This is a genomic window from Verrucomicrobium sp. BvORR106 (genome assembly GCF_000739655.1).
In the GTDB taxonomy this organism is placed as follows: domain Bacteria; phylum Verrucomicrobiota; class Verrucomicrobiia; order Verrucomicrobiales; family Verrucomicrobiaceae; genus Verrucomicrobium.
Genome location: NZ_BATR01000130.1, coordinates 95,509 through 113,525 on the forward strand (window position 1 = coordinate 95,509; position 18,017 = coordinate 113,525).

13 protein-coding genes are annotated in these 18,017 nt (G+C 60.3%); 10 read left to right on the forward strand and 3 right to left on the reverse strand.

Features of this window, described 5'->3' with window-relative positions; all coding sequences use genetic code 11:
* Nucleotides 1-39 precede the first annotated feature (39 nt).
* From BV106_RS24530 to BV106_RS24540, 3 genes are all read left to right on the forward strand, one after another.
* Nucleotides 40-1,284 carry an AMP-binding protein gene (locus BV106_RS24530; protein ID WP_051946291.1) on the forward strand — a complete coding sequence of 415 codons (1,245 nt, stop codon included), beginning with the start codon at nt 40-42 and terminating at the stop codon, nt 1,282-1,284.
* Nucleotides 1,285-1,381: 97 nt separating this feature from the next.
* Nucleotides 1,382-2,065 carry an ABC transporter ATP-binding protein gene (locus BV106_RS24535; protein WP_038169111.1) on the forward strand — a complete coding sequence of 228 codons (684 nt, stop codon included), beginning with the start codon at nt 1,382-1,384 and terminating at the stop codon, nt 2,063-2,065.
* Nucleotides 2,066-2,084: 19 nt separating this feature from the next.
* The gene (locus BV106_RS24540; protein ID WP_038169112.1) at nt 2,085-5,351 is read left to right on the forward strand and encodes an FtsX-like permease family protein; all 3,267 of its coding nucleotides are present in this window, start codon (nt 2,085-2,087) and stop codon (nt 5,349-5,351) included.
* A gap of 21 nt (nt 5,352-5,372) precedes the next feature.
* Here the strand turns inward: BV106_RS24540 and BV106_RS24545 are convergent, their stop codons facing one another.
* Nucleotides 5,373-6,248 carry an NAD(P)H-binding protein gene (locus BV106_RS24545; protein WP_038169159.1) on the reverse strand — a complete coding sequence of 292 codons (876 nt, stop codon included), beginning with the start codon at nt 6,246-6,248 and terminating at the stop codon, nt 5,373-5,375.
* A gap of 138 nt (nt 6,249-6,386) precedes the next feature.
* On the opposite strand from BV106_RS24545, the gene BV106_RS24550 reads away from it, so the two are divergent.
* Entirely contained in the window at nt 6,387-7,328 is a 942-nt protein-coding gene (locus BV106_RS24550) for an AraC family transcriptional regulator (RefSeq protein ID WP_051946283.1), read from the forward strand.
* Nucleotides 7,329-7,491: 163 nt separating this feature from the next.
* The gene (locus tag BV106_RS24555; protein ID WP_038169113.1) at nt 7,492-9,312 is read left to right on the forward strand and encodes a hypothetical protein; all 1,821 of its coding nucleotides are present in this window, start codon (nt 7,492-7,494) and stop codon (nt 9,310-9,312) included.
* Here the strand turns inward: BV106_RS24555 and BV106_RS24560 are convergent.
* Nucleotides 9,257-10,168 carry a L,D-transpeptidase family protein gene (locus tag BV106_RS24560; RefSeq protein WP_051946284.1) on the reverse strand — a complete coding sequence of 304 codons (912 nt, stop codon included), beginning with the start codon at nt 10,166-10,168 and terminating at the stop codon, nt 9,257-9,259. The genes BV106_RS24555 and BV106_RS24560 overlap by 56 nt on opposite strands.
* Nucleotides 10,169-10,411: 243 nt before the next feature.
* On the opposite strand from BV106_RS24560, the gene BV106_RS24565 reads away from it, so the two are divergent.
* Nucleotides 10,412-12,385, forward strand: coding sequence for a bifunctional aldolase/short-chain dehydrogenase (locus tag BV106_RS24565; RefSeq protein ID WP_038169114.1), 1,974 nt, complete (start codon nt 10,412-10,414; stop codon nt 12,383-12,385).
* Between the two features lie 178 nt (nt 12,386-12,563).
* Here the strand turns inward: BV106_RS24565 and BV106_RS24570 are convergent, their stop codons facing one another.
* Complete coding sequence (locus tag BV106_RS24570; protein ID WP_081892228.1) at nt 12,564-12,914, reverse strand: hypothetical protein; 351 nt, start codon at nt 12,912-12,914, stop codon at nt 12,564-12,566.
* A gap of 214 nt (nt 12,915-13,128) precedes the next feature.
* Between BV106_RS24570 and BV106_RS24575 the strand changes: the two genes are divergently transcribed.
* The 4 genes from BV106_RS24575 to BV106_RS24590 all read left to right on the forward strand — a co-directional run bounded on the left by BV106_RS24575 (nt 13,129) and on the right by BV106_RS24590 (nt 18,017).
* Nucleotides 13,129-14,814 carry a ribulokinase gene (locus BV106_RS24575; protein ID WP_038169115.1) on the forward strand — a complete coding sequence of 562 codons (1,686 nt, stop codon included), beginning with the start codon at nt 13,129-13,131 and terminating at the stop codon, nt 14,812-14,814.
* A gap of 214 nt (nt 14,815-15,028) precedes the next feature.
* The gene (araD, locus tag BV106_RS24580; RefSeq protein ID WP_038169116.1) at nt 15,029-15,727 is read left to right on the forward strand and encodes an L-ribulose-5-phosphate 4-epimerase AraD; all 699 of its coding nucleotides are present in this window, start codon (nt 15,029-15,031) and stop codon (nt 15,725-15,727) included.
* A gap of 180 nt (nt 15,728-15,907) precedes the next feature.
* A complete protein-coding gene (gene fabF / locus BV106_RS24585) occupies nt 15,908-17,152 on the forward strand; it encodes a beta-ketoacyl-ACP synthase II (RefSeq protein WP_038169117.1) in 1,245 nt (414 codons plus the stop codon).
* 322 nt (nt 17,153-17,474) lie between these two features.
* Nucleotides 17,475-18,017 carry an O-acetyl-ADP-ribose deacetylase gene (locus tag BV106_RS24590; protein ID WP_038169118.1) on the forward strand — a complete coding sequence of 181 codons (543 nt, stop codon included), beginning with the start codon at nt 17,475-17,477 and terminating at the stop codon, nt 18,015-18,017.

Consider the following 18,017-nt stretch of genomic DNA (forward strand, 5'->3'; position numbering starts at 1 on the left):
CTGGATCAAACCATGCGCGTTCACCTTCCGGGGAACGCCATGAATTTGCGCCAGCGCCAGTGGGAGAAGCTGCGGACGCTGATGTACCGCACGGCGAAAACGGAGAACTTTAACACCCGCCGTTTCAGGGAACACGGGATCGACCCCTTCTCGATTCATACCCTGGAGGACTACATTCGCAGGATCCCCTTCACCGCAAAGGGCGACCTCCTGGACGACCGGCTGGCCCACCCGCCGTTTGGCTCGAATTTCACTGAACCGCTGGAGCGATACACCCGCTTCTGCCAGACCACTGGCACCGCCACGGGGCAGCCCATGGCCGTGCTGGATACTCCCGCCAGCTGGGAGACCATGCTGGCTTGCTGGCGTCAGGTGTATCGGGCAGCCGGCATCAAGGCGGGAGACCGCATCTTCTTTGCCTTCTCCTTTGGTCCGTTCCTCGGCTTCTGGACGGCGTTTGAAGCCGCCGCCCGTGACTGCCTCGTCCTGCCTGGCGGCGGACTGTCCAGTCAGGCCCGTCTGGAGATGATGGCCCGTTACAAGGCCACGGCCCTCTGCTGCACACCCACCTACGCCTTGCGCTTGGGAGAGAGCATCGGTGCCCCGAGCGGCGTCAATCTGAACCAGCTCTCGGTGAAACGCATCATCGTGGCAGGCGAGCCAGGCGGCTCCCTTCCCACCACTCGTGAGCGCATCCGTGAACTTTGGGGTGGCGCCAAGCTGTTCGACCACCACGGGATGTCGGAGGTGGGCCCAGTCAGCTTTGAAGACCCGGAGATGCCAGCCAATCTGTGCGTCATTGAGGATTCGTATTTTGCTGAAGTCGTCGACTCTTCGGGAAACGAAGTTCCAGACGGATCTGAAGGTGAGCTCATTCTCACCACTCTCGATCGGAGCGCCTGCCCCCTCTTCCGCTACCGCACCGGGGACTGGGTTTGCAAGAAGGTCATCAATGATCGCCTCTATTTGGAAGGCGGCGTGTTGAGCCGGTGCGACGACATGGTCGTCATTCGCGGAGTGAACATCTACCCGAGTGCCATCGAGAACATTGTGCTGCGGTATCCCGAGATCGCCGAGTTCCAGATCGAACAGCACAAGGTGGAGAACATGGACGAAGTCATCCTCACCGTGGAACTGGCGGCGGGGGTGGATGAATCCCTGCTTCATCGTCTGCAAGATCGCTTGCGTGACACCTTCTCGCTCCGCATCCCTGTGAAGCTTGCCCCCCAAGGGTCCCTCCCGCGTTTTGAGTTCAAAGCCAAGCGTTGGAACAAGGTTCTTTAACCAAGAACCGCTGCATCAAACGGCGGTTCGTTTTCGTAACCGTTCAGGGGCCGGTCCACTGACTTGAGTCTCCTGATCATTTTCCCTTCCGCTCACCATGCCCCTGATTCAGCTCAACAACGTCTCCAAGGCTTACCGCGAACCGGTGAGCGGGCACTCCGTCCCTGTTCTCAAAGGCATCAACCTCCAGATCGAAGCGGGAGAGTCGGTTTCCATTGTGGGCCCCTCAGGCTGCGGCAAGAGCACCTTGCTCAACATCCTCGGCACGCTCGACGAGCCGGATGCAGGTGACTACCGCTTTGAAGGTGACAGCCTGCAAGGGGCTGGCCCGCAGAAGTTGGGACAGCTCCGCAGCGCCAAGATTGGTTTCATCTTCCAGCTCCATCACCTCCTGCCCCAGTGCACGGTGCTGGAAAACGTCCTGCTCCCCACCCTGGCTCTCACCCCCAAGCCAGACCAAAAGGCCGCGCAAAACCGGGCCATGGACCTGCTCAAACAGGTCGGACTGGACCACCGGGCTAGCTACAAACCGGCCGAACTCTCGGGTGGCGAACGTCAACGAGCCGCCGTGGTGCGGGCGCTGATCAACTCTCCAAAACTGATTCTCGCCGATGAGCCGACGGGGGCCCTCGACGAGGCCAATGCCGATACTTTGACTAACTTGATGATCAACTTAGTGGAAAATTCCGGCATATCTTTAGTGCTAGTCTCTCACAATCCTGCTCAAGCTCAACGCATGAAGCGGGTGCTGCATTTGCACGAGGGCACCCTGTCCGTTTAACCCGCTTTTCTCCATCACCATGACCGCGGGAAAGCTCATCTTTGGGAGTCTCAAGCACTATTGGAAGGGCCACATCGGCCTGCTGTTCGGGGCATTCCTCGCCTCGGCCATCTTGAGCGGATCGCTCGTGGTGGGTGATTCCGTCCGCGCCAGTCTGCGCAAGGCTGCCGACCAACGCCTCGGCCAGGTCCAGACCGGGCTGTTGGGTGGCGACCGCTGGTTCACGGAAGCGCTGGCCACCAGCCAGGGTGCCGCCCCGGTCATTCTCATGCAGGGCTCTGTGAGCGCTGCCAATGGCGGGGTGCGAGCCAATGCGGTCCAAGTGCTGGGGGTCAACGATGCCTTCTGGAAACTCAGCCTCAGCGGAAAACCGGTGGCAATTGAGGCCAACGGCCTGGTGGTGAATGAAGCTTTGGGCAGGAAGCTCGGTGTGAAAGCGGGTGACACCGTCCTGGTGCGCATGGAACTCCCCAGTGTCATCTCCCGGGATGCGCCCCTGTCGGGCAGTACCAATCAGGAAGTGACTATGCGGCGCAAGATCTCCGCCGTGGTGGGTGGAGAAGACTTTGGCAGCTTCCAGCTCGCGGCCTCCCAGACAGGCAGCGACACAGTCTATGTCCCTCTGGCAGACATGCAGGCGGAGCTGGAGAAATCCGGACGCATCAATGCCATCCTTGCAGGGAGCAGCGGCCTCAGTGCCGAGGCCACTGAGAAAGCCAAGTCCCTGGAGGACTTCTCCCTCAAGCTCGCGAAGGTCCAGGGAAGCTCCAGTGAATGGGAACTGGGCACCGACCGCGTCTTCATGGACGAGGTTCTGAGCAAGAAACTGCTCGAAAAACAGACCAAAAGCTACGGTGTCATCACCTACCTCATCAATGGGTTCTCCTCGGCTAATGGCCGCACCCCCTACTCCATGGTCACAGGCCTGCCCAAGGCCGTCTTGGAGAGCAAGTTCAAGGCTCCCGCGGACCTGGTCGGCAATCCTCCACCCATTCTGATTTCCCAATGGCTCGCTGAGGACCACCAACTGCAGGTTGGCGGAGAGATCTCGTTCCGTTTCTTCACCGTGGGACTCGGTCGCGACCTGAAAGAGCAAACGGCCACCTTCAAAGTCGCGGGCATCGTCCCCATGGACAATCCCGACCTGAAACGTGAGTGGACACCGAACTTCCCCGGGGTGTCTGACGTGGACAACTGCCGCGACTGGGAGCCCGGCATTCCCGTGAAACTGGATGCCATCCGCGACAAGGACGAGAAATACTGGGACGACTATCGCGGCACTCCCAAAGCCTTCATCCCCCTGGCAGAAGGGCAGCAGCTCTGGAGCAATCGATTCGGCAGTCTCACTGCCATCCGCTTCCCTGATTCAGGTCAGAACGAAGCCGCCTTGAGGACGGAACTCCTGAAGGATCTGCAACTGGCGGATGTCGGCCTGGTCCCCCGTCAGTTCAAAGAAGAAGCTGGCGCGGCGGCCAAAGGCAGCGTGGACTTTGGCGGACTGTTCGTCGGGCTCAGCATGTTCCTCATCGGCGCGGCTCTCATCTTTGCCGCGCTGCTATTCCTGTTCACGATCGAGAAACGCGCCCCGCAGGTGGGATTGCTGCTTTCGCTGGGTTGGACACAGCGCCAAGCGCGATGGGTGGTGTTGGCGGAAGCAGGCCTGGTCGCCCTAGCAGGTTCTGCCTTGGGTCTGCTTGGTGGCATGGCTTACACGAAGCTGGCGCTGGCCGGGCTTAACGGGGCCTGGAGCGGGGCGACCGTCGGATTCAAGCTCACTTACGACGCTCACCCTGCCACGCTCGCCATCGCATGGGTATCCAGCGCCTTGGCTGGCATTGGCACGCTCTGGTGGGCCAGCCGTCGCCTCTTCAAGACCGCGCCGAAAGACCTCCTTGTCGGCGAAGCCTGGACCAACTCCAAGGAGACGAAAAAAGCTGGCGGTGGGTGGAAGAAGTGGCTTCCTCTGGCCTGCCTGATCCTGGCGGCCGGCATATCGGTCATGGGCAGTCGCCTTGGTGATCCCCAAGCCGTCTCCGGGGCATTCTTTGGCGCCGGATTCCTCCTGCTCATGGCGGGCGCGACTTGGGTCAGTCGTTGGCTCCGTCGTCCGACGGAGGCAGGTCCTCCTGCAGGCTCATTGCTGCGGATCGGACTTCGCAACCTGACCCGCCGTCCCGGTCGGAGCGTGGCCGTCATCGCTATGATGGCCGGCGGCATCTTCCTGGTGATTGCCGTAAACGCCTTTCGTCTGAGCGGCGCGGCCAATCCCTCTGAGCGCAAGGCAGGCACCGGTGGGTTTGTCCTGCTCGGAGAATCCAGCCTGCCGGTCTATGAAGACCTCAACAGTGAAGCTGCTTGGGACGCATTTGCACTGGACGAGAAACTCATGGCCAAGGCAAAGGTCGTCCCCTTCCGGATCCGCGAAGGCGATGACGCCAGTTGTTTGAACCTGAACCGGGCCCAACGTCCGGTTCTCACTGCGGTGAATCCCAAACTCCTGGAGGAGCGGGGATCCTTTACCTTCGCAGGCGGAGGCTGGAGCGCCCTCGCTCCCAGCATGGGTGGTGACGCGATTCCCGGAATTGCCGACCAGGCCACCGCCCTCTGGGGGCTGGGCAAAGGCATTGGCGACACCATCGCCTACACGGATGCCCAGGGACGCGAGTTCAACGTCAAACTGGTGGGGCTCGTCACGGGCTCCATTCTTCAGGGCAAGATCATCGTCAGTGAGGCTAACTTTCTCGCCAAGTTCCCTGATGCTGCCGGGTACAAGTACTTCCTCATCGATGCTCCGACCGACGAAGCAGCCAAAATCAGCAGCCATCTGACGAAGCAACTCGAATCGCGCGGGTTGGCTATGGAAACCACTTCCGCGCGACTCGCCGCCTTCCAGGCGGTGCAAAACACCTACATCGGCATCTTCACGGTGCTGGGCGGTCTCGGTGTGTTGCTGGGCACGGCCGGACTGGGAGTGCTCGCAGCCCGTAATATCCTCGAACGACGGGGTGAGCTGGGGCTGATGCAAGCCTTGGGCTTCCAGCCTGGGGCCCTCCGCTCGCTGGTTGTGAGTGAGCATGCCGCTCTCCTCATCACAGGCTTGTTCCTTGGACTGATCAGCGCCGCCATTGCCGTGTGGCCCAACATCCGGCAGAGCGGCGGTGCCCTGCCCGTGGGCTTCCTGGCGTGGTTGAATCTGGGGATTGTCGCCTTCGGCCTGGTCGTCTGTTTCGTGGCAACGCTCCTGGCCCTGCGTGGCAAGTTGCTGGATGCCGTAAGGCGCGAGTAGCGTTGCCCCGGCCATCCCTGACTACTTGAACAGAGGGCGCAGATGGGCGTAGCACCAGGCTCCGAGCGAGGTCGGTGTCGTGGATGCGTAGCTCCGCCCCAGTTCCTCCGGTTTGATGTTGGCGATGGTACGGGACAACTCGACCAGAGCCTCCGCAACAGGTACAGGCAGACCAGCGCCCAACAGATTCTGCCGATGCTCATCCTCTGAGATCTGAACTGCTTGAATGGGGCGTTCAATCGCTTCTCCCACCAGAGCGGCGACTTCGCGGTAGCTCAGATCTGCAGGGCCGCCGATCGGCTGGACCTGCTGGCCTGACCAGGAGTCTGAAAGCAACCGGGCGGCGGCAATCTCACCAATGTCGCGGGGGTCGTTCCAACCCGCACGGTGGTCCAGCGAGGTCGTGGTGGTCAGCACTCCCGCGCGCAACTCTTCCACCACCGTAAACAGGTTGGTGAAGAGATACCCAGGACGCAGATGCACCACGTTTTGCCCTGTGGCATTGAGGAGATCCTCGACCAGGCCCAGAGTGCCCAGAAGATGGTTCCCCCGCTGTTCCGCGCCTGAACTGCTGAGGAATACCGTGCGGGTAATCTGATTGGACTGGACCGCCGCCGCGGCAACGGTACCGAGACGAAGCACATCCGCCACCGGATCGGCAGCACTGTAGTTCGTTGGAATCAGCCAGAACAAGGCGTCCGCGCCTCGCGTGGCCTCGATCACGAAGTCTTGGTCAGAGAGATCCCCCTGACGGATCTCACACGCACTTCGGACAGTCTCGCTGAGACGGCCGGGATCTCGCACCAACAAAGTGGGCCGGGCTCCGGCCTGAATCAGAAGCTGAACGACGCGTGATCCGATATTGCCAGTGGGGGTGGTAACGACGATCTTTTTCATGATGATTTCAGGTTGGATTTTGATGTGGGAACGCTGGTGCTCCCTTGCGATTCCAACATGCTTCCCCCGACCGAAAATCACCATGCCCGGGTATCCGGCAGGCATGTCCGATCGTCCTGAACCTGTGCCCATCAGACCATGAAGTCGCTCGACAGTCTGCTCTCGACACTACGCCTCCGGAGTGCCCTTCAAAACCGGGTGGTGCTGGGAGAGCCTTGGGGCGTGCGCTTCCCAGTGCGTCCTCAATCAGGAAAGTTTCACTTCATGGAACAGGGCAGCGGGCAGTTGTGCGTTCCAGAGTGCCCGCCCACTATCATGAGGCAAGGTGACTTTGCCATCGTGATGACGGACCGGGAACACACGGTTCAAGACCTCACAGGAAGCCGCCCCACTCCCCTTCCCGAACTCCTGAGCAAGTCCGACACTTTGTGCGCCAGCGGGATCACCCTGCGCTTCGGCGGTGCAGGAGCAGAAACATCCGTGATTTCCGGAGACTTCGACTTTGCAGAGAGTGCGCACCATCCCCTGCTCCGCCTGTTGCCGCCCTGCCTCATCCTCCGGGGAAATGGGGAGATCGGGGCTCCGGGACTGGATGCGGTGCTCAAAGTCTTGACCACTGAATCGATGGCCGCCCAACCCGGTGCGACAGCGTTGCTGGACCGTCTGTGTGATGTGCTCTTCATCCAAGCCATCCGGGGCTGGCTCCATACGGGCGACAGCGGCACGGGCTTGCCCGCAGCCGTGCAAAATGCCGCCATCGATGGAGCCCTGCACCTCATCCAGAGTGAACCGGCCAACTCCTGGACCGTAGAGTACCTCGCTCGCGAAGTCGCCCTTTCCCGGTCGGTGTTTGCAGAGCGGTTTCGCAGGCTCACCGGCGATACGCCCATGGGGTACTTGGCGCGATGGAGAGCGCATTGCGCGACGCGCCTCCTCCAGGACGAACAACTGGGAATGATGGAAGTCGCCTCCCGGGTGGGTTACGAGAGTGAGTTTGCGTTCGCCAAGGCCTTCAAACGCATCACCGGAATCGCCCCAGGTGCTTATCGCAGATCGAAGAGTGGCGTAAGGGTAGCTTGAAGAGTTCCGCTTCGCTGCCCCATCGAACTCGAAAACGCTTCATTACCAGCGCTCACAACCAGACTCCAGGGCAGACGCGATTTCCCGATGCCGGAGGGAGCCATCCACACCTTTTGGCCGTCCCATGCCGGTTGACTCCCCGCCTGTTTCTGAACGATCCCGCATGCCATGGCCCCGGCGGCTCTCCCGCCTTTGGCCGTGGTTGGTGATCATTGCCCCAGCCGTCATCTTGCTGGTGGAGATGATACCCCTCCTTGTATCCGTACCCTGTCTGGATGCCTGGTCCTTCGTCCAACAGTACCAACACCTGGTGGAGGATCGCTACTCTTGGGAGGCTTTCTTGGCGCCGCATTACGTCCACCCATCCATCGTGGGGAAGCTGATCTACTTCGCGGTGCTGCACTTCCTCGGAGGCAACGTGGCGGTCCTTCCGATTCTGAGCTGGCTGTTCTCTGCTTTGATCGCCTTCTCGGTGTACCGGTTGGCGGGGCCTCTGTGGCGTTCCGATGGAGAGCGCCCAGCCCTCTCACGCTGGCATGCCACCGTGCTGCTGACCTGCGTCACGGCGGTGATCTTCACCGCGGCTCAAGGAGAGGTTTGGATCTGGGATTTTGTCTTCCAGAACTTCATTCCCGGCACCTGTCTGGCCCTGGGCACCTGGCTTTTGCATCGAGAAGGTCAGGTGCGCTTTCATGATCTGGCGCTGGCGAGCGCGCTATCGCTCCTCGCGATCTGCTCCTTTGGCACAGGCTTCTTTGTTCCAGCATTCCTCGGACTGATCCTGATCTGGAGATTGCATGGTACCGGCAGCCCCTGGGGCAAAATTGGCCTCATCGCCGCTGCTTGGTGGTTGGCACATGGCGTCGTAGCCTGGCTTGCCCTGACGGCGCACGGTGGCGAGGATTCAGGCCTCGAGGCAGGGACCATTTTCGAACGCCCTCTGATGAGGCTCCAGTTCGTGTTGATCGTTCTGGGGAACATCTTGGGCAAAGGCACCACGTTCGAACCTGAAACTCTCTGTGCCATCGCCGGTGCCGTGCTGCTGGCCACCTTTCTGGCCAGTTTGTTCTACCTTTGGCGCCGTCGTCAAGACTGCCGCCTGATTCAGGCAGCCTTCCCTTGGATCATTTTTGGCCTCTACGGTCTCTCGTCCGCCGTGCTCATCAGCCTGGGCCGCATGCACAACTCTCTGGACAACGCCTTGGACGAGCGCTTCGCGACCTTTGACGTGTTTTTCGTTTTTGGAACGTTGCTGCTGGTCGCTGTCGTGCTGAGACACGCCTGCGTTCATCGGGCGCCCTTCGCCTCATCCCTGCCAGCACTGGTTCCCGCCGCCGTGACACTCTTTGTCGCCCTGCTCGCCGTGAACTGGGCTAACGGGCACAATCTCATGAAGGTAAAGTTCAGCCGCATGAATCAAGAGAGGGCCCTCTTGATGTTCGCCCGGGTCATGCCGCTGAATGAAGAGTGGATGGATGCCCGCGTCACCCGCAAATCCGCCTTCCGGCTCGCCGCTTTCCTCGCGGATCGCGGGAAGTTGCGCGACGTCGTCTTCGCTAAAGATCGTAACATCAAATCGTTCAAACAGGGCAAAGAGACAGGTGGAAAGTGGGCCCGTCTCGATCCGCCCGTGGCGCTTGAAGAAGGCGGCTGGCGACTGTCTGGATTAGGCGGCCTGGCGGTTGATAATGCTGCCGATCTTATTCTCGTCACCGCCCAGCCCGCCGAAGGTTCAGGGATCGAGGAAATCGCCGCCCTCACGGCCCCTCAGCTGCAGCAACATTTTTACGAACGGGCAAAACTGGTTCGCATGCACCCCGAATATTACCTTGGGTGGGAGCAAACTTTGCATGACGAAATGCTTCCGCCCGGCCCGGTCACGTTGAAGGCCTACGTGCTGGACCAGGACAAACAGACGGTGCACCCCATCAAGGGCGTTTATCGTCTGGAGCGAGATCATCCCCACGCAGTATCGGAGGGGTGACGGTCGAGTCGATGGAAGGTGCTTGCCAAGCCTTGATTCCCTGCACCAGCCGGGGCTCCTTGGCGGGGTCCAGCCAGGTCAGCACACGCACCACATCAGCATCCGCCATGCCCGTGCAACCCGCCGTGGGTTCCCCGGGACCGGGCCAGATATGGATGAAGATGCACGAGCCCAGATTGGGCACTCCTTCCGGATTGTGCGCGATGAAAGCGCCCCACCGGTACAAGACCTTGAAGCGGTTCATCGGTTCGTGGCTGTTCCAATCCCGGGGTACCAAGTTTGAGTCCACCACTTGGTTGTAGTACTGGGATTCCGGATCATCCACGCCGATGATGCTGTCTCCCAGATGCGTGTAAGGCAGGCTCAGCGCGGGTGCCTCTCCCTTGGCGTCTGCCTCAGGTGCCATGCCAAAGACGAACGGCACCCGGAAGATGCCCGCAGGACTGCACCCGTCTCCTTCGCGCTTCTCGCGGAACCCTTCTGGTCGAGGGGCATGATGTTCCCCGACTCCCCAGGCGAGGCCACTCCGACCGAGGGTCACAGGAATCGGTCCCTGATCGATGCTCCATGGCGAATGCCCGTCTTTCCGCACCAGCAGAAACAGCTCCGCCATCACCGACACGTCTTCCGGTGAGATGACCAGAGCGACCTGTCGGCAGGACTCCGGCAGATCCTTGGCAAACATCGCCGGGATGGGTGATGCGGCGTCAGTGGTCATCTCAGGAGTTGGGGCAGGAGGACTCTTCGGTTGCCGCAACTTCAGCACCAGCCACGCCCCTCCCCCCAGCAAAGCCAGGATCAGGATCAGCAGGACCAGCACGAGGCTGCCAGACAAAACGCGGGGGGATCGCTTCATGGTGGCTTCGGGTCTTCTCAAAAAGACCTGTGATATCGAAGACGAGAAGCCTCTGCGGGACAACCGGAAAAAGGGCGAACTGAGGGCGGAACGCCTGCCACGTGCACACGGGACAAGGTTGTCGGCGACTCGCCAGCCAATCGCTCCCAAGATGGGGGCGTCGCCCCCCAGTTTTCGATTTTTACCTTTTTACTTTTCGCCTCACCCGCCCACTCTACCCCCTCATTTTTTCGCCGCCACGCCATGCAAAGCCTTTGGAACGATCAAGAAGCCGCTAGTTTCGGAACTGACCTCCTCGGTCAGCGTGTCTACACCTCCCGTCTCCTGGGTCGCAATCCAGAGCTGGTTCTTCACGGCGGTGGCAACACGTCAGTGAAAGTGGAGGAGAAGGACTTCTTCGGCGAACCCGTCAGTCTCTGTTACGTGAAAGGGTCCGGCTGGGATCTCGCCACCATCGAGCGCGGTGGCTTTGCCCCGGTGCGCATGAGCGCCCTCCTCAAGATGGCAGAACTGCCCACGATGACGGATGAGGACATGGTCCTGCAGCAGCGGGCCGCCATGACGAACCCCAACGCCCCGGCCGCCTCCATCGAGGCGATCTTGCATGCCATACTGCCGTTCCGTTTTGTGGATCACACGCATGCCAATGCGATCTCCGCCCTCACTTGCAATGCCGATGGTGAAGCACGCGTCAGCGAGGTCTTCGGCAGCCGCGTGCTCACGGTTCCGTACGTCATGCCGGGCTTCATCCTGGCCAAGACCGTCTATGACCTCATCAAAGGTCGCGACCTGAAGGCTGAAGGCATTGAGGGCATTGTGCTCCTGAAACACGGCCTCTTCACCTTCCACGACGACGCCCGCCGCAGCTACGAGCTCATGATCGAGATGGTCACGCAGGCGGAAGAATATTTGGCCAAGAAAGCCGGAGCAGCCGCAGGTGCCTCCGCAGAGGCCCAAGAAGATCTGGTCGGTCTGGCCAAACTGCGCAAGGCCGTCTCCAAAAAACGTGGTCACGCTCAGCTCGCCAAGCTTGATGCCAGCGCCGTCGCCGTCGGCTATGCGAATCAGCCTGATGTCGCCACCTTTGGCACCCGTGGCCCCCTCACCCCCGACCATAGCATTCGCACGAAGCGGACCCCAGGGTTCGTGGGCGAAGATATCGACGCCGCCATCCAGAAGTTCTCGGATGACTACACGTCGTATTTCACCCGTCATGCCAACGGCCAGACCATGCTCGACACCGCACCACGCTTTGTCATCTGGCAGGGCAAAGGGCTCGTGAGCTTTGGCGATACGCTCAAGGATGCTGGGATTGTCGCCGATATCGCCCAGCACACTGCCGCTACCGTGCAACTCGGACAGGCGGTCGGCGGCTGGGAACCGCTTCCCGAGAAGGACATCTTCGAGATCGAGTATTGGGATCTGGAGCAGGCCAAGCTGCGCAAAGGACCAGCTCGCAAGGTGCATCAGGGCAAGGTGGCCATCGTCACCGGCTCTGCTGCCGGCATTGGCTTCGCCTGTGCGGAAAGCCTCGCCGAACAAGGTGCCACCGTGGTCGGCCTGGACCTCAACCCTGATATCGTGGAAGGCATGGCCCGCATCGGTGCCGTGGGCAAAGTCGTCAACCTGACCGATGACGCCGCCGTGCAGGCCGCCATCGCCGAAACCGTACGCAACTACGGTGGGATCGACATCGTGGTCTCCAACGCCGGGATCTTCACGGCTGGCCAGTATCTCGAAGACCTGGAGTCCTCCAACTGGGACAAGGCCCTGGCGGTGAACCTCACCAGCCACCAGCGTCTGCTGAAGTTCACCATCCCCTACCTGAAGCAGGGCATTGATTCCAGCATCATCTTGGTCGGTTCGAGGAACGTGAAGGCCCCGGGCCCCGGAGCCGCCAGCTATTCCTGCTCCAAGGCCGCCCTCACGCAGCTCTGCCGCGTCGCCGCCCTGGAACTCGCCCCTGTCGGCGTGCGCTGCAACATCATCCATCCCGACGCGGTCTTCGACACCAAGCTGTGGACTCCTGAAGCCCTGCAACGCAGCGCCGAGCGCTACAACATGACCGTGGAGGAGTACAAGACCCGCAACCTCCTGAAGGCAGAGATCAAGAGCAAAGACATCGGCAACATGGTCTCCGCCATGGCCTCCCCGCTCTTCGCCAAAACCACCGGTGCCCAAATCCCGGTGGATGGCGGCAATGATCGCGTGATTTAGTCCGAGCGTGATGTCGGTTTAGTACCATTTGAGAACCCCGCAGCAATGCGGGGTTCTTTTTTTGGAGCGCCTGCGTCACAACCATTTCCTGCATGCTGCGACAGGCCACATTGCCGTCGCCATTTCAATTTCCCCGAAGGGGATCCTTAACCAGCGAAGCGTCTCAACTTCCCTCCCCTCACCCCTTCCCCATCAAATACATGCCCCCCACCAGCAACGCCATGCCAGCGACGTTGGCCAACTTGATGGGCTGACCGTCCACCCACAACGCAATCAGCGCCGCCCAGATGAATGTACTGGCGTAAACGGGGTACAACACCGTCAAGGACCCGCCCTTTTTGAAGGCGGCCACAAACAGGGTCATCACTCCAACGTAGCAGGCCACGCCCACAAGGATTCTCCCATTCATGAGATATCCCATCAGACCTCCCGTGGCCCGACGGGCCCCTTCCCGGTAGAAGAACTGTCCGGCTGCTCCCAAGAGCGAAGCCAGCAGGAAGAAGACGATGGAAATGACAGGTGTTTTCATGACGGAAGTATCGGCAGCAGGACCACCGCCAGATTGTGCGGATTCGTCCGATTTATGCCAGAGATTTCCCTTTGCGCCTCCGGTCGGGTCCGACAAAATGCGACACTTCCCAACCGGAGAAACATTTGCCTGCGTGATGTCTCAACCACATCCCCTCCCGCTATCTTCTCCTCTCACCTTTCCCGCTGCACGCCCCGCCTCGCATCCCTGACTCATGAGTACCCGCTACGCACTCGGCATTGACTACGGCACCAACTCCTGCCGCTCCCTTCTGGTGGACCTGAATGATGGAACCGAAGTCGGTTCCACCGTATTCAACTATCCCAGCGGGGACATGGGTGTGCTGACCGATCCCCGTGATCCCAACGTGGCCCGGCAGAATCCTCAGGATTACCTCGACGGTCTCGAAGCCGTGATTCGTGGGGCCTTGTCTCAAGCCAGTGACAAGATCTCCGGTTTCGATCCCAGCTCGGTCGTGGGCATTGGCATCGACACCACCGGCAGCACGCCGATTCCCGTGAACCAACAGGGCATCCCCCTCGGACTCCTCCCTGAGTTCAAGGGCGTGCTCAACGCCATGGTGTGGCTGTGGAAGGATCACACCAGCCACGAGGAAGCCGCCGAGATCACCCGCCTGGGCCACGAGATCCGGCCCAACATCATCGCCAAGTGCGGCGGCATTTATTCCAGCGAATGGTGGTGGAGCAAGATCCTCCACCTTCGTCGGACCGACCCGGCCGTCTTCCAGGCAGCCTACTCCTGGGTGGAGCACTGCGACTGGATCCCCGCCGTGCTCGCGGGCGATACGAATCCGCTCACCCTCAAGCGCAGCGTCTGCGCCGCAGGTCACAAGGCCCTGTTCAGCACCGAGTGGGGCGGCCTGCCCGACAAGGAATTCCTCACCCGCCTGGATCCCGCCCTGGCGGACCTGCGTGACCGTTTGTACTCCGAAGCTCATGTGGCCGACACCGCAGCCGGCACGCTCTGCGCCGAGTGGGCCGAGCGTCTGGGTCTCAAAGAAGGCATCGCCATCTCCGTGGGCGCTTTCGACGCACACATGGGTGCCGTCGGAGCAGGCATCAAAGAAGGCACGCTGGTCAAGATTCTGGGCACCAGCACTTGCGATCTCATGATCGCCCCCAATGACCAACCCCTGGCAGACATTCCCGGAGTATGCGGCATCGTGAACGGCTCGGTCATGGGCGGCTACTTCGGCATCGAGGCTGGCCAGAGCGCCGTGGGCGACATCTTCCTGTGGTTCGTGAATCAGTTAGTTCCTGAAACTTACGGTGTCACCGTGGGTGAGAAGTTCCAGAACATGGAGAAGGCTCTGGCTGGTCACAAGCCGGGCGCCTCCGGCCTGCTTGCCCTGGACTGGAACAATGGCAACCGCACGATCCTGGTGGACGCCCGTCTCACTGGCCTGCTCCTGGGACAAACTCTGCACACCAAGGCTCACGAGATCTATCGCGCCTACATTGAGGCCACCGCGTTCGGCGCCCTTACCATCATCAAGCGGATCGAGGAATACGGCGTACCGGTCAAGGAAGTCATCAACACCGGCGGACTCAGCATCAAGAACGAGACCTTGATGCAGATCTACGCGGATGCGATCGGCCGCCCCATGAAGGTCAGCCGCAGCGAGCAGACTTGCGCCTTGGGAGCCGCCATCTTCGGCGCAGCGGTGGCAGGCGTCGGCACTGTGGCCGAGATTCAACTCAAGGTCACCGCCACCCGTGAGAAGGTCTACTACCCCATTCCAGAGAATCAGGCCATCTACGAGGAGCTCTACACCCTCTACCGAACCCTTCATGACGCCTTCGGCACCGCCGAGTGGAACGGCCGCCTCCACCACGTCATGAAGCGGCTCCTGGAACTCCGCGCCCAACAAAGGAAGTAAATCTACACCCACAAGTTTCTTATCGGATTAACCACAGAGTCACCGAGAACACAGAGAGAAGCTTCGAAATTCCAATTCTGTAAATTCCGCTAATTCTGTCCAGAAAGTCAGTCGCATTTTCCGCTATCACCCGCTTCGCATCCCATCTTGTTAATCCTTCAAAAATCTTGTTAATCCTGTCTCCACCAGCCCCAAGCCCCCCTCCTCGTCCTCGATGTCCCTCGCCTCCCTCAAAGAAGAAGTCTGCGCCGCCAATCGAGCCCTCGAACCCAGCGGATTGGTGAAGCTCACTTGGGGAAACGTCAGCGGCATTGACCGGGCCCTGGGCCTCTGGTGCATCAAGCCCAGCGGAGTGGCTTACGGTGACTTGAAGCCAGAGGATCTGGTGGTGCTGGATTTGGAGGGCAACGTTGTGGAGGGCAAACTCCGACCCTCCTCGGATACCAAGACCCATCTGCACCTGTACCGCGAGTTCACAGAAATCGGCGGGGTGACTCACACCCACTCTCCATACGCCACCATGTTCTCCCAAGCCGGGCGGGCGCTGCCCTGCTATGGCACCACTCATGCCGACCACTTCTTCGGGACCGTGCCTGTGGCCCGGGCCCTTACCCCGGAGGAGATCGCTTCCGACTACGAACACCACACGGGTGTGGCCATCGTGGAGCGGCTTCATGAACTTGGCTTGAACCCCGTGGAGATGCCCGCTGTCCTTCAGGTCCATCACGCGCCCTTCACTTGGGGCAAGAGCGCCATGGACTCACTGAACAACAGCATCGCGCTTGAGATGTGCGCCCAAATGGCGCTGGGGAGCCTCTCGCTTAATCCAGAGCTGGCGAGCATCCCCGACCATATTCTCAACAAACACCATTCCCGCAAGCATGGGCCGGCAGCCTACTACGGGCAGAAGTGATTGAGTTTCAGGACCATCCACCCGGGATTTCAAAACTTCCCAACATTCGGCGCGGCAGGGAGTCGGACATAGTCCCCCTCTTAGGGTACCCTTGACCCCAATTCCGAATTTCCCCTTGCCCCACCTTTCAAACCGTGGCTAATCGGGGTGCACCAACCTTCCTATTCTACACATTCCCTCATGACAGACCGTCGTATCGTCATCACCGGCATTGGCGTTGTTTCCCCTCTCGGGAACAACAAGGATGACTTCTGGAAGAATCTCGTCGCCGGCAAGAGCGGGATCCGTTTTATCAAGGCTTTCGATACGGAGCAGTATGACACGAAGTTCGGTGGCGAAGTCGTGGACTTTGATCCCAAGGCATACTTCAAAGATTTCAAAGACGCCCGTAGGGCCGACCGCTTCACCCAGCTTTCCGTAGGCGCCGCCAAAATGGCGGTGGCAGAGAGCGGTATCGACTCCTCCGACACCCCGCCGGAGCGCATCGGCGTGATGCTCGGCAGCGGCATTGGCGGCCTGATCACGCTGGAGAACAACCACACCCTTCTCATCACCAAGAGCCCCGCCCGTGTTTCCCCGTTCACCATTCCGATGATGATTGGGAACATCGCCAGCGGCATGCTGTCGATGGAGTACGGCTTCCTCGGGCCGAACATGTGCATTACCACCGCATGTGCCACCTCCAACCACTGTATTGGCGAAGCCTGGCGCATCCTTAAATTCGGCGATGCCGACGTGATCGTCGCGGGTGGATCTGAAGCATCCATCGCCCCCATGGGATTGTCTGGATTCGGCAACATGAGAGCGCTGAGCACCCGCAACGACGCTCCTGAAAAGGCCAGCCGTCCGTTTGACCGTGACCGTGACGGTTTCGTCATGGGTGAAGGTGCTGGCGTGGTGGTGCTTGAGGAGTATGAGCACGCCAAGAAGCGCGGCGCCCACATCTATTGTGAGCTCGTCGGTTACGGCCTGAGTGCTGATGCCTACCACCTCTCCGCCCCTCTTCCCGATGGCTCCGGTGCGGCCCGCTGCATGAACATGGCCCTCAAGCATGCGAAGATGAATGCGAACGAGGTCAGCTACGTGAACGCCCACGCCACCAGCACCCCGGTGGGTGACATCTGCGAGGTGCAGGCGATCAAGCGCACCTTCGGTGACTACGCCAAGAACGGTCTCCTCGTCAGCGCTACCAAATCCATGACCGGCCACCTCCTCGGTGCAGCCGGCGGGATTGAGCTTGCTGCCAGCATCCTTTCCATCCGCGACCAGGTCATCCCTCCCACGATCAACGTGGAGAATCAGGATCCGGAATGCGATCTCGATGTGGTGCCTAACGTGGCCCGCGAAGCCAAGGTCAACGCGGCCCTCAGCAACTCGTTTGGATTCGGTGGTCACAACGCCGCCCTCCTAGTGAGAAAGCTCTAGGTTCCCACGCCCAACTACTTCTCTGAAGACGAAGCATCACTTGCCCCGCAAGTGGTGCTTTTTTGTCGCGCTCAGCAGAGGGCTCCTGAACCAGAGCCCGGGGCGAACGGAACGCCATCACAAAAAACTAAGATCAGTGAAGTCCAAAAAATCGAACGAATGCGATATGAGAAAGGTCACCCCATCTGAAAGACTGGAGTTCTGACGGCGGTGCCCGCCATTTTTCATTCGATTTGATGCAAGTTTTCCATCATACTGTATCGAACATTAGGTTTGCGTGGCGGAACGACCCTCAGACCTTCTGATAGCGAGACCGCACCGCATGAGCCTCAATCTACGCGCCCTACAGGCAGACATCACCTCCCTCAAGGTGGATGCCATTGTCAATGCGGCTAACTCCTCTTTGCTTGGTGGCGGAGGAGTGGATGGAGCGATTCATCGCGCAGCAGGCCCAGGGCTGCTTCACGAATGCCGCCTTCTTGGTGGCTGCAAGACAGGCGATGCCAAGCTGACAAAGGGGCACCAGCTCCCGGCAAAGTTCATCATTCACACCGTCGGACCTGTGTGGCGCGGCGGTCAGAACGGTGAACCGGCCCTCCTGGCCTCCTGCTACCGGCGGTCGATTGAGATCGCGGCTGAGAGCGGAGTGCGCACGATCGCCTTCCCTTGTATCAGCACCGGCATCTACGGCTACCCCATCCAGCTCGCGGCGGAGACAGCCATCCGCACAGTGCAGGAGGAAGCTGAACGAAGCCCCGGTCTGGTAGAAATCACCTTTTGTTGCTTTTCAACCGGGGACTTGAAGGTCTATCTCTCCCTCTTGGAAGCCCCGGTTGCCACCCCCTCTTTGAAACTCGCAAGCTGA

What these genes read in the sequence shown, in the direction of transcription:
- BV106_RS24555 (WP_038169113.1), top strand. Translation starts at nt 7,492, where the DNA reads ATGCCATGGCCCCGGCGGCTCTCCCGCCTTTGGCCGTGGTTGGTGATC.
- BV106_RS24530 (WP_051946291.1), top strand. Translation starts at nt 40, where the DNA reads ATGAATTTGCGCCAGCGCCAGTGGGAGAAGCTGCGGACGCTGATGTAC.
- BV106_RS24545 (WP_038169159.1), bottom strand. Translation starts at nt 6,248, where the DNA reads ATGAAAAAGATCGTCGTTACCACCCCCACTGGCAATATCGGATCACGC.
- fabF (WP_038169117.1), top strand. Translation starts at nt 15,908, where the DNA reads ATGACAGACCGTCGTATCGTCATCACCGGCATTGGCGTTGTTTCCCCT.
- BV106_RS24560 (WP_051946284.1), bottom strand. Translation starts at nt 10,168, where the DNA reads ATGAAGCGATCCCCCCGCGTTTTGTCTGGCAGCCTCGTGCTGGTCCTG.
- BV106_RS24565 (WP_038169114.1), top strand. Translation starts at nt 10,412, where the DNA reads ATGCAAAGCCTTTGGAACGATCAAGAAGCCGCTAGTTTCGGAACTGAC.
- BV106_RS24570 (WP_081892228.1), bottom strand. Translation starts at nt 12,914, where the DNA reads ATGAAAACACCTGTCATTTCCATCGTCTTCTTCCTGCTGGCTTCGCTC.
- araD (WP_038169116.1), top strand. Translation starts at nt 15,029, where the DNA reads ATGTCCCTCGCCTCCCTCAAAGAAGAAGTCTGCGCCGCCAATCGAGCC.
- BV106_RS24575 (WP_038169115.1), top strand. Translation starts at nt 13,129, where the DNA reads ATGAGTACCCGCTACGCACTCGGCATTGACTACGGCACCAACTCCTGC.
- BV106_RS24535 (WP_038169111.1), top strand. Translation starts at nt 1,382, where the DNA reads ATGCCCCTGATTCAGCTCAACAACGTCTCCAAGGCTTACCGCGAACCG.
- BV106_RS24540 (WP_038169112.1), top strand. Translation starts at nt 2,085, where the DNA reads ATGACCGCGGGAAAGCTCATCTTTGGGAGTCTCAAGCACTATTGGAAG.
- BV106_RS24550 (WP_051946283.1), top strand. Translation starts at nt 6,387, where the DNA reads ATGAAGTCGCTCGACAGTCTGCTCTCGACACTACGCCTCCGGAGTGCC.
- BV106_RS24590 (WP_038169118.1), top strand. Translation starts at nt 17,475, where the DNA reads ATGAGCCTCAATCTACGCGCCCTACAGGCAGACATCACCTCCCTCAAG.